The sequence below is a fragment of the Nocardia sp. NPDC004278 genome, from assembly GCF_053602975.1.
In genome coordinates this window covers 1-11,193 of the sequence record NZ_JBSGEQ010000080.1, presented here as the reverse complement: position 1 = coordinate 11,193, position 11,193 = coordinate 1, and the positions used below count along the sequence as shown (strand labels likewise).

Below are 11,193 nucleotides of genomic sequence, written 5' to 3'. Positions count from 1 at the left end.
ATCCGGCGGCAGACAGATCGTCACCCAGCGTTGCGCCAAACCACATCCCTCCCGCTGTACCGCGCGCCTCAGGTTACCTCTCGGAATCGACGAACACAGATTCCTGACCGCGGTGACCAATCCGCCAGAAGAATGCCCTGTCATCGGCTACTTACCGCGCGTTCGCAGGTCCCCGCCCGGCAATCAAACTCGCCATCGCAGCCTGTCACCAGGTTGACGCAAGACATCCGACGCCGACGGCAGCTGGAACTTGTGCGGCTCGCTGCGAACAGGTCCTCGGACGCCACCGCTGGTGAGCGACGCCCGATCCGGAAACGCGGTGCGCCATCTGAACGTGTGCTGTCATTGATTCGAATAACAACGGCCGGTGGCTCTCGTGCACAGGTCATCGGAGTTCGGGGAGGCGGCTATGAGTCCGAGACCTGGTTCGCTGGTGCCGGTGGTGGCGCCGGTCGCGGCGGCGGCGATCGTGGCAACCGCGTTGGCGGTGGTGGTGAATTTAGCGACCGGAGGCGGGCCTTGGTGGCTGTGGGCGGTGGTCGTGGCGCTGACCGTCGTCGGTGCCGCGACGTCGCTGTGGCAGTATCGCCGCCAGTCCGCCGCCGCGGCGGCACCGCCTGCGGTCGCCGCATCAGGTTCGCGCAGTGTAGCCGTGGGCCGCGACGCGCAATCGATCAGCACCGGCGACAATCCGGTGCCCACGCCGCCGACGCCGCAGCCTGCGGATCCGGCCGCGCCGGATGCCGCACCGGGATCGGTGGCGGCGCGGGGCGAACGTTCGATTGCCGTCGGCCGAGACGCGCGCGGTCACCTCAGCACCGGGGACGGGTCGACGACGGCGTGAAATGGTTCGGCTTCGGCCGCAAACAATCAGGCGAACCGCCGGACTCGGAAACCCCCGCGCCTGGCGTGCGCGCCGCCGGCGATCGTGCAGCGGCGGTTGGTGGGAACGCCGGGGTGATCCAAACCGGCGACAACTCTCGAGTGGTGCTGCTGCCGCCGGAGGCGTTGCGGCCAATGAGCGATGTCGACGCACCGCCAGGTATCGATAATCTGCCGCTGCGACCGAGCCAATTCGTCGGTCGCGCAGGCGAACTCGATCAGCTCGATGTCGTCCTGAGCGATCCCGGTCAGGTGGTCGTGCAGGCGGTGCACGGTCTGGGTGGCATCGGCAAGAGCACCTTGGTCGCGCATTGGGCCGCCACCCGCGCGCACGGGCATACCCCGATCGTGTGGATCAGCGCAGATACCGCTGCGAGTGTCCAGCAGGGACTGGCGCGTTTCGCCGCCGCATTGCAACCCGTGCTGGCGCAGGTACTCGAGGCCGAGCAATTGGCCGAGCGCGCCCTGCAATGGCTTGCTACACACCGGAACTGGTTGCTGATTCTCGACAATGTCGACGATCACGCGACCGTGGCCCAGGTGCTCGCCCGCGCGGGCACGGGTCGCGTCGTGATCACCAGCCGCCGTTCCTCGGGCTGGCAGCCGGGCACCGCGATCGTGCGCCTCGGAGTGTTGGAACCCGAGGAATCGCTGCGGCTGCTGCTCGGGATACTCGCAACAGCGGGACCACGAGATAACCACGGCGCCGACCAATTATGTTGTGAGCTAGGACATTTGCCGCTGGCCATCGAGCAGGCCGGGGCGTATCTGGCACAGAACCCGTTCACGACGCCGCAGACCTACCTGCGAATGCTCGCCGACCGGCCGGGCGAGATGCATCGTCGCGCCGCTGTCGGCACCGACCCGGAACGCACCATCGCACGGATCTGGCGGGTGACCGTGGAACGCATCACCGCCATCGAGCCGCGAGCCGCTGACCTGTTGCGCGCCTTGGCTTGGTACGGGCCCGACGCCATCCCCCTGCTGCTCTGCGAGCACATCGTGGGCTTGTCCGGGCTCGACAACTCGGTCGGCGTGCTGGCCGCTTACAGCATGATCACCCCGGATCCAGCCACCGACTCGGTCTCGATGCACCGGTTGGTCCAGGCGGTCGCCCGAACCCCCGATCCCGGCGATCCCGACCGTAGCAGCGATGCGATTCAGTTCGTCAATTCCGTCGCAATCTCGGCGTTGGACAAGGCGTTGCCAGCGGGCACGGTGGATGATCCGCAGAACTGGTCCACGTGGCGGGCACTGCTTCCCCACATCGACGCGCTCGCCGCCAACACCGCTCTGGACACCACGAAAATCGCGAGAGTTCTGCAGGCCGCGGCAGCCTTTCTCGTCTACGACGGCCAGTACACCCGTGGCATCGAATATCTGCATCGCGCCATCTTCGTGCGCGAGCAACTTCTAGGCGCTGATCATCCCGACACACTGTCCGCACGAACCGAGCTCGGCGATGCCTACTCGGCGGATGGCCAGTTCACCGCGGCGATCGCGCTCCACGAGCAGAACCTCGCGGACACCGAACGGGTCGTCGGCGCTGATCATCCCGATGCCTTGCAGATTCGCCGTTGCCTGGCCCGCGCCTATGGCCGGGCCGGCCGGGTCGATGACGGAATCGCGCTACTCGAGCAGACTCTGACCGACCATGAGCGTGTGCTGGGCAACGACCACAGCGAAACGCTCGAGGCCCGTCATACACTGACGTTTGCCTATGCGACGGCGAACCGAATCGGCCAGGCGATTGCGCTGGGTGAGCGCAATCTGACCGACATCGAGGCGGCGTTCGGCCGCGATCACCCGCGATTCTTGGCCGCACGCCACACCCTGGCCAGCGCCTACGAGGTAGCAGGCCGGTTTGCCGAGGCTGTCGTGTTGCACGAGCGCAACAGCTCCGACGCACGACGCTTGCTCGGCCCCGATCATCCGGACACCCTTGCCATCAGTGAAAGTCTCTCCGACGCATATGTTTCCGCCGGCCGCATCGAGGACGCCTCGGCGCACTACGCACAGAACCTCGACGACCACGTACGGTTCCTGGGCGCCGGGCACACTCGTACGCTGCTGTTGCGCCGGCGAATCGCCGACTTCTACGGTTCGATCGGCCGCGTCGAGGACGCGTTGCCGCTATACGAGCAGAACCTCGTGCACATCGAACGGGGTGCCGGCGCTGACCATCCCGACACCCTGGCCATGTACAAGACCCTCGGCGACGCATACCTATCCGTCGATCGCATCGACGATGCGATCGCGCAATACGAGCGGCGTCTGGCCGCGACCGAACGCGTGGCGGGCCGGGAAGACCCCACTGCCCTGCAGATCCGCTACGACCTCACCTCGATGTACCAGCGGGCAGACCGGATCGAGGATTCGATCGCCCTGGCTGAACAAAACCTTATCGATGTCGAACGCGTATTCAGCCGCTCTCTCAATCCTTTTCTGTCCGCCCGCCACGCCTTGGCCTGCTCGTATGAAGCGGCGGGGCGGCTCGCGGAAGCAATCCCGTTGTATGAGCAGAATGCCGCCGATGCACCTGGTGTGCTCGGACCGGACAATCCTGACGCTGTGACCTTGGGGGAAGCGCTCGCCGACGCATATCGGCACGCGGGCAGAATCGCCGAGGCGATCACGGTGTATGAAAAGAATCTCGTTGACCATGTGCGGGTGTTCGGCTTCGCGCACGAGGCGACCCTGACGTTGCGTGACAGTCTCGCCGAGAGCTATCGGGAGGTCGGCCGATTCGAGGACATGATCGCGCTGCGTGCCCACAACCACACCGCCTGCGAAGCGGCACTGGGCGCTGCGCACCTCGAGAGCCTGGCCACCCGAAACAATCTCGCCGACGCCTATCTACTGGCGGATCGGCCCAGCGAAGTGATCGAGCTGTATGAACGAATGCGCAGCGATCCCGAACGCGATTTCGGCGCCAAGCACCCCGACACGCTGATATATCGCAACAATCTCGCGCTGGCCTTCCGGCTGACAGGCCAGATCCAGAAGGCAATCGAAATGCACGAGCACAACTTCTCGGTGGCCGAGAGGGTATACGGTCCCAACGATCCCGAACTCGGCATATACCGTCGCAACCTTGCGCGGGCGCGGGAGCTTCGAGATCGCTCGAAGTGAATCGGACGTCGATGGCTGACTCTTGATTCTGAGCTCAAAGGTCAGCCGAATCTGATCGATGATCGGGGTGGAATCGCACTCAATGGCGTTGAGCGCGAGGTGCATTGAACACTTGTTCGCCGAGAGTCGCGAAAGTCGAGCGGTGTGATGCCAGTCGCAGACCGCGTCCTGGTGTGACGCAACCGTTTGTGCACCGCGTCGCCGGAGTGCTAGCGTTGCTGGCGATCGTGATCAATCGACAGGAGGTGAGACCCATGTACGCAGTATCCGCAGTGGGCGCTCCCCAACGTCCACGATCACGCGACTGAGATAGTCGCCATCGGGAGCGCCTGAAACGCGATTCGCGAAAGGCGACTTCCATGAACACAACACCTTTTTCAGCGCTACATTCCACCTCGACGGCGTCCGACCAGAATCGGCCACGGATCGACGCGACGAAACGGATCCCTGCTGCGGGTGAGCGAGCGTTGGTCCTCGGTGGTGGCGGATCGGCCGGCAATGCCTGGTTGATCGGCGTCGTTGCCGGCCTGTTCGATGCCGGGTTGGATGTGACCCAGGCCGATCTGATCATCGGCACCTCGGCTGGCTCAACGGCTGCGGCCCAGATCACCAGCGCGACCCCGACCGATCTGTATGCCGCCATCTTGTCGGCTACACCCCCACAGCAGACCGGTCCGGGTGGACCCGCCGGTCGACGCGCCGTTGGGCCGGCGGCGAACCATATGGAGATAACGAGCGAAATCATCGCCGCCGCACAAAATTTGGCCGATATGCGCCGCAGGATGGGTGCGGCGGCGCTGGAAACGGACGCGGCCTCGGACGGCTCCGTACAAGCCCGGTGGCGCGCTATGGTCGGCCCTCGGCTGCCCAGCCAGCACTGGCCCGAGCAAACTGTGGTCATCACAGTGGTCGATGCCCACACCGGTGAACCGGTCACGTTCGACCGCCACAGTGGAGTCGACCTGGTGGACGCCGTGGCCGCCAGTACTACCAACGGCTTCGGTGTCCCGCCCTACCGCATCGGCGGCAGCCGATACATCGACGGCGGATACCGAACCAACGCCGAGAATGCGGATCTGGCAACCGGATACGAACGGGTGCTGGTGCTGTCACCATTCGGCGGCCGAGCACGGACGCCGGTGCAGTGGGGTGCCCATCTTGCCACACAGGTCGACGAACTTCGTACAAGCGGCAGCAGAGTCGAAACCATCTCGCCGGATAGCAACGCCCGCAACGCATTCGGTGACAACGTGATGGATCTGTCGAGGCGCGCACCTGCCGCACGAGCCGGTTACGGCCAAGGCAAAGCCCTTGCCGGGCAGCTCACCGAATTTTGGCGCTGACACCTGTAAACCAGGTGACTCGCTAGTCTGGAAATAGGCTCTGCCGGCGTCGGGCTCGTCAGCGAAGGTCCATTCGGATCGTGGTGATGAGCCCGTCGCGGCGCTCTGCGCGCACGGTGATGTGTATCGTGCCACCGTCGCCGCGGAAGCCGCCCATGGCGTGAACCGCCGAACCTGCCAGCGTTGTGTTGTTCCTCGATCTCTCGCTGGACCAGATTCAGCACCGACGACTTGCCATTTCCGCGCCGGATCAGTTGGGCAAGTACTACCAGCGCGTCATCGCCTCCATCCGGCGGGCCGACCACGGCAGCCGCCCTACCTGGCGATTTTCGAGCCCAGCGCGATCTGGTCGGCCGTCGGCATCGACGCCACACCGCCCGCGCACTACATCACCGATCCACTCGCGGTGTTCTGGCCTCCGGCGAAACCTGCAATTCGCCGGTTCCAGCGGCCGGGTCTGCATGCCGTCGCCGACCCACAGCAACGTCAACGTCGGACGCACCAGCCGCCCTGGTGCGGAATTCCTAGCGGAGCGGCTTGTTGTCAGGCATCGACTCGGACGGAGACTCCGGTCGGCTTGCCAACGAGGTTCGCATTCACGGTACGCACACGCCCTGATACCCCAGCGGCACCGCGAGGTGCGCGGTCATCGGATCGTCACCGCCCACAGCGTCGGTACTGACCGGACTCACGGTCCTCGCCATGGGCGCAGGATGGGTTCACGGCACGAACACGCCGCTCAAGAGGAATCTTGGAATATTCGACGTCGAGCGGCCCGTCCGGTTTGCATTCGGCTGAACCGTATTCAGCCTGTTGTCCGCTCTGGCGCTGTCGGGGGCGATAGCCTCGAGCTATGGGACGCATCTACAGATTCCTAGCCGGAATCGCGGCGGTATCGCTGGTTGTAGGGAGCGTTTTCGCCGGAGGTGCGCAGGCCGCGCCTACCGAGCAGCTGTCGTGTGGGGTGTCGTCCGGGCGGGAGCCGGAACGGGCGGCTCCGGAACAGGTTGGACTGGATTCGGGACTGCTCGCGGACGCGGTGGCGTTCGCCAGTGGGCGTAATCGGTTGAATGTGCAGGTGTTCCGGCATAACTGCCTGATTGGTGAGGGGCCGACGAACGAGCAGACCGGCAATGTCGCGTGGAATATCTGGAGTGCGACGAAGAGCGTTGTCTCCCTGCTCGCCGGAATAGCCTGGGATCAGGGGAAACTCGATCTCGAGGCGCCGATCGATCGGTATCTGCCGCCCGGACTCGGTGATGCGCAGCATCGGTCGATCACCGTGGAGAATCTGCTGACCGAATCGTCCGGCCTGGCGGCGGATATACTTACCGAGGGCATCACCGGGGTGATTCCGATCGATCCGAATGGTGCCGTGCAGGCGCTCGGGGTGCCGTTGGACAATCCGCCGGGTGCGGTATTCAGCTACAGCGAGCGCGATGTCGATCTGCTCGCCTATGTCATCGAGTTGGCCATCGGCGAGCCATTGCAGCAGTTCGCGCAGCGTGAGCTTTTCGATCCGCTCGGCATCGAACGCGGTGATTATTACTGGGCGCGCGATCGCGCCGGTCACACCTACGGATACGCCCATCTGATGATCCCGCCGAACGATTTCGCGAAGCTCGGCCTGCTGATGAGCAATAACGGGCGCTGGGGCACACAGCAACTCGTCTCCGAGACCTATCTGCGCATGGCACGCCAGCCGTCACCAGCGAACAAGTGCTTTGGCTACCTGATCTGGATCGGCCTCGGATGCGAAGAGTCCCAGGACTTCCAGCCCGCCGACGTGTATTTCATGGTCGGACTCGGCATGCAGAATGTCTTCATCGTGCCGAGTCTGGATTTGACGGTGGTGTGGACCGGACTCTTCGGAAGTGTCAGCAACCAGGGCATTGAGGAGGCCCTGGAGGACACCACGGAGCTGGCGCACGAATTCTTCCGCAGATTGTTCGCGGCATTCCAAGACCATCCGGTGCCCGATCCCGGTCCGTATGTCGTACCGCCGCTGCGCGCGGATCCGAGCCAGTACGTGGATACGAATCTGCTGCTCGCGGTCTTCGGCGTCGGGCCCGCGGCATATCCGGGCTGCAATGTCTTCAGCTGCCTGAACTACCCGTTGGCACCGCCGTTCGCGGATACCGCTCCGGGCTGCGTCATTCAAGCCTGCCTCGGTCCGGACCCGCGCACGCCCGGCATCCGCTGAATCACTGCCGAAGAAAGGGATATCGCCTTCCTGCGCACTATGCGCGAAGAAATGGTCCGGCGAGACGGCGCCGAACCGGGCGTTGCCCTCGGCGACGAGTGCACTCGCGGTCCCAGTCGAATACACCGGTGAGAAGCGGATCGGCGGCGGACTCGTCGACCATCACGTTGGCGGTCCACAGGTCGTCGTGCAGGAACCTGGGTGTGGTCACTGAATCGAAGGCCTCCTGCCGCAGTTCCACCACGCGGGCGAGTCGGTCGACATGCCCCGTATCCAGTTGCAGTTCAGCACAATCCGTCCGCAGCAGCGTGATGGCATGCAGCAGCGCCGCGCTCCACGTGTCGAAAGATAGGACCGAGCGATCCGAATCCGGGACCGACTCCCGACGCGATTCGGTGCGCTAGAGTGCCGATCTGTTCGAAGAATTGCTGGCCCTGGTCGGTATCGAACTGTCGAAACCGGGTGGTGGCGGGCACGTCGGGGAGCTTGGAGTAGAAGATGTAGTCCCGGTCGAGCACTTCGTGGGTGAAGTCCACAGCAAGGAGCTGGGGGAGAAGCGTGGCGATCCCGGCCAAGAACGGACGGGCCGCGTGCTCGTTGCGCATCGAAGACCTTGTCGGCTTCACCGTTGTCTCGGTAGGCGATGCAGAAGATGAACATCTTGTTGCTGACATCGGGGATGATGGGTATCGGCATCAGAACGCCTGTCCGGGATTCGGGATCGTAGCCGACACCGAGGTCGTACGCCACGTTCCGGAAATGCGTGAAGTCCTTGACCTCCCAGGAGGCGGGTGCCTGGCGCTGCACGATGTATCCGGCCGCTGCCGACGATACGGTGCAGCAGACGCTCGTACAGATGTGTGGAACCGGTGCGCGGCACCGGCGGCTGGTGTCGAGGTCGGCGACCGGAGTCTTGCTGGTGGCGGCGTCCTTCTCCAGTGTCAGCAGGTTGATCACCGAGGCATAGAGCTTCACTTGTTCTTCCAGCTCAGCGCAGTGTCCAGCAGCTCGGCGTGCTTTCCTCGAGCTTGTCGTAGTCACTCGGCTCCGCCTCTGCGGCAGCGGCTTTCGCGGCTTTCACGCGGGCCTGGAACAGTTCCTTGAGGTTGGATTCGAAGTCTCCGCCGCGAAAGGGCATCTCGGTTATGGCCGCGCCGGTCACCGGAGCCGGGAGCGCTTGTCGCCGGTGCGTTGTGGCTGTTTGGCTGCTTCGGATCGGACCTGACCGATCCGGTCTGCGGGGACGAGCTTGATGATGTCGTCTCGTGAGGTGATCGCCAGTTTCCGGAAGATCGCGGCCATCTGCGCGTCGACAGTTTTGGAGGAATTGCCTCGGCGGGTCGCGATGGCGGAGTTCGTCCATCCCGCCGCGGCCAGTGTCGCCACCTGTTCCTCGGCGGCAGTCAGCTCGTGCCAGTGTGAGGGACTGTTCCGTCGGGCGGGATGATCCATCGGCAACCTGTCGGTGGACAGCGTGCCCAACGCCAGCCGCTGCACCTCACACGACTCCGGGCGCAACAGGGAACCCTGTCGCTGCGCGGCGTCGAAAGCCTTACGCCTCAATACGCCCCGGGCAACCTCGATCGCTCGGTTGGTTTCATCAGTGAAGGGCCCCAGCACGCCCCGATCGAACCCCAGCGCCGCGCGCAACGTGTCCGCCCCGCCGGCGAGTTGAGCGATTTCGGTGGCCAGTGCGCTGAGTTCGGCACGGTCGCTGCCGCCGGCCGCAATGGCATCGCTGATCATCTGCGCCAGCGACCACATTCGTGTTTGCACAGACCACACTTCGCCCCACCGATCACGTGCCTGCAGCTGGTACGCCAGTGCGCTACGCCCCAGTGCCAACGCCTCGGCCGGACGACCGTGCTTGGCCAGCGCGGTCGCCCGCACCGTCTCCAGCCAAGCCTTTGCCCATCCGGCGCCTGCAGCAGTGGCGTAGTCGAGGTGGTGCTGGGTGATCTGCAGCGCCTGCTGTGCCGATCCGAGGAGGGTCGCGGCCCAAGCCTCCACAACGAGGCTTCTGGTCTCGCCTCTGTGATCGCCGAGGATACGGAACTTTTCGCGGGCACGGGCGAGCACCGTGATCGCCCGCGGGTCTCGGTGGACCTCGAGCAGTTCCCCGCCCCAGAGCTGTTCGACGGGAGCGGGTAGGCCGATGTCGTTTTCCGGTGCCTGCCGCCAGTTGTGCCGGGTTTGCGGGTCGCGGATGGATGCGGCGACGCAGTCCTCGAGCATCCGTTCGGCGTCGTCGATGTTGCCCTGCATAAAGGCGACCCACCCGATCAGGGCCATGGCCTTGATCTGCAGGTCGGCGGGTTGTGAGGGCAGCGCGCGGGTGGCGTGCAGCGTGCGTTCGGCCCACCGGCACATTTGTCGGGTCGAGCCTTTGATTGTCGGCAGGGCGATCAGGTTTGCCGAGATTTCCAGACCGAGTGCCGGCTCGTCCGAGGTCAGGCTGGTCTCGATCGCCCGGACCAGGTTGTCCCAGGCCGCGCGTACCCAGTCCAGCAGTCCCTGCTCGGCGGGACTCAGCACAGTGTGCTGCGCCGCAACGGTTCTGTCCCGGTAGTAGTGGCGATGGCGCCGGGCGAGCCGTGCGGGTTCGTCCCCCTCATGGGTGGAGCGTTCCTGGAGCCGTTGCCCGGCGAATACTCGAACACTCTCCAGCAGGGAGTACCGCACCATGGTCGGCGTCATGTGCGCGGTTACCAGCGACTGCTCGACCAGACGCTCGAGCGCACCTTCCACATCCTCGGCCGGCAACCGCACGAACTCTCCACCGTTGGCCCGATCCCCGTCGGGGTCGTCCGCGCAGACCGCCTCGATTGCTTCCAGTTCGACGCCGACATCCGCAACAGAGCTGGTGTCGTCGTCAGGGCTGGTGTCGTATCCGGCAGCGAAGACCGACATCCGGTCCAGCAGCAACCGTTCCTGATCCAGGCACAGGTTATAGGACCAGGCGATGGCATCACTGATGCCTCGATGCCGCGGGTCTGCCCCGACCCGGGGTCCATGCGACCAGCGCATGCGTTTGTCGGTTTCCTCGCCACTGAGTTCTTGCACGATCATCGCCAACGGCTGCCGGGACAGCCTCGCCGCCGCCAACCGGACATACAGCGGATGGTTGTTCATGTGACGACAGATCCGGTTGGCGTTGGCGACGTCGTCCCGGTCGACGATGTGATGGCCGGTGAAGGTGGCACGTTGACGGAACAAGGTCAACGCTTGCTGCCGCGACAGGGAGGGCACCTCCACCACGTACTCGTCGACCCAGCCCACCGCTTCGCGGCTGGTCGCCAAGACGGTCAGCCCCGGCACTGCCTCCAGCAACCGCGCGATCACCTGACCGGCGCCGGCGAGCACATGTTCACAGTTGTCCATCACCAGCACCGACTGCAGAGTCCGGCCCGCATCATCGGTTATGGTCAGCGTGTTGACGAGTGCCTCCCACGCGGATCGTCCCGAGAAGTCGGCATCGACCACCGCGTGCGCGGCCTCGTCCTCGACCGCGGCCGCGTCTGAGTCCTTGACCAGCCGTGCCAGCCGCACCCAGTACACCGGTGTCTGTCGTGTCTTGCGGAGCCGGCGGACGGTCTCGGTGGCGAGTCGTGTTTTCCCGATGCCGCCCGGCCC

The 11,193-nt window shown here is 64.8% G+C and carries 8 protein-coding genes; 4 read left to right on the top strand and 4 right to left on the bottom strand.

All coding sequences use genetic code 11. The annotated features are described in order from the left end of the window. The first annotated feature begins 336 nt into the window (after positions 1 to 336). The 3 genes from fxsT to ACWEO2_RS43775 all read left to right on the top strand — a co-directional run bounded on the left by fxsT (position 337) and on the right by ACWEO2_RS43775 (position 7,560). Positions 337 to 4,014, top strand: coding sequence for an FxSxx-COOH system tetratricopeptide repeat protein (gene fxsT, locus ACWEO2_RS43785; RefSeq protein WP_452410789.1), 3,678 nt, complete (start codon positions 337 to 339; stop codon positions 4,012 to 4,014). Positions 4,015 to 4,373: 359 nt separating this feature from the next. Beyond that, the gene (locus ACWEO2_RS43780; protein WP_452410788.1) at positions 4,374 to 5,357 is read left to right on the top strand and encodes a patatin-like phospholipase family protein; all 984 of its coding nucleotides are present in this window, start codon (positions 4,374 to 4,376) and stop codon (positions 5,355 to 5,357) included. 853 nt (positions 5,358 to 6,210) lie between these two features. Beyond that, positions 6,211 to 7,560, top strand: coding sequence for a serine hydrolase domain-containing protein (locus tag ACWEO2_RS43775; protein WP_452410787.1), 1,350 nt, complete (start codon positions 6,211 to 6,213; stop codon positions 7,558 to 7,560). Positions 7,561 to 7,597: 37 nt separating this feature from the next. Here the strand turns inward: ACWEO2_RS43775 and ACWEO2_RS43770 are convergent, their stop codons facing one another. Further along, positions 7,598 to 7,837, bottom strand: a complete 240-nt coding sequence (locus ACWEO2_RS43770; protein ID WP_452410790.1) for a phosphotransferase — start codon at positions 7,835 to 7,837, stop codon at positions 7,598 to 7,600. Between the two features lie 7 nt (positions 7,838 to 7,844). Next, positions 7,845 to 8,165 carry a hypothetical protein gene (locus tag ACWEO2_RS43765; RefSeq protein WP_452410786.1) on the bottom strand — a complete coding sequence of 107 codons (321 nt, stop codon included), beginning with the start codon at positions 8,163 to 8,165 and terminating at the stop codon, positions 7,845 to 7,847. 158 nt (positions 8,166 to 8,323) lie between these two features. Between ACWEO2_RS43765 and ACWEO2_RS43760 the strand changes: the two genes are divergently transcribed. Beyond that, positions 8,324 to 8,527, top strand: coding sequence for a hypothetical protein (locus ACWEO2_RS43760; protein WP_452410785.1), 204 nt, complete (start codon positions 8,324 to 8,326; stop codon positions 8,525 to 8,527). A 21-nt stretch (positions 8,528 to 8,548) separates the two neighbouring features. Here ACWEO2_RS43760 and ACWEO2_RS43755 read toward each other — a convergent pair whose 3' ends face one another. Together ACWEO2_RS43755 and ACWEO2_RS43750 are read right to left on the bottom strand one after the other, a co-directional pair. Continuing rightward, positions 8,549 to 8,698 carry a hypothetical protein gene (locus ACWEO2_RS43755; protein ID WP_452410784.1) on the bottom strand — a complete coding sequence of 50 codons (150 nt, stop codon included), beginning with the start codon at positions 8,696 to 8,698 and terminating at the stop codon, positions 8,549 to 8,551. Between the two features lie 20 nt (positions 8,699 to 8,718). Beyond that, positions 8,719 to 11,193 (bottom strand): LuxR C-terminal-related transcriptional regulator (locus ACWEO2_RS43750; protein WP_452410783.1); only part of this gene is annotated, 2,475 nt, incomplete at its 5' end.

Coding starts and splice junctions, on each gene's coding strand:
- ACWEO2_RS43775 (WP_452410787.1), top strand. CDS start 6,211: ATGGGACGCATCTACAGATTCCTAGCCGGAATCGCGGCGGTATCGCTG.
- ACWEO2_RS43755 (WP_452410784.1), bottom strand. CDS start 8,698: ATGCCCTTTCGCGGCGGAGACTTCGAATCCAACCTCAAGGAACTGTTC.
- ACWEO2_RS43780 (WP_452410788.1), top strand. CDS start 4,374: ATGAACACAACACCTTTTTCAGCGCTACATTCCACCTCGACGGCGTCC.
- ACWEO2_RS43765 (WP_452410786.1), bottom strand. CDS start 8,165: ATGCGCAACGAGCACGCGGCCCGTCCGTTCTTGGCCGGGATCGCCACG.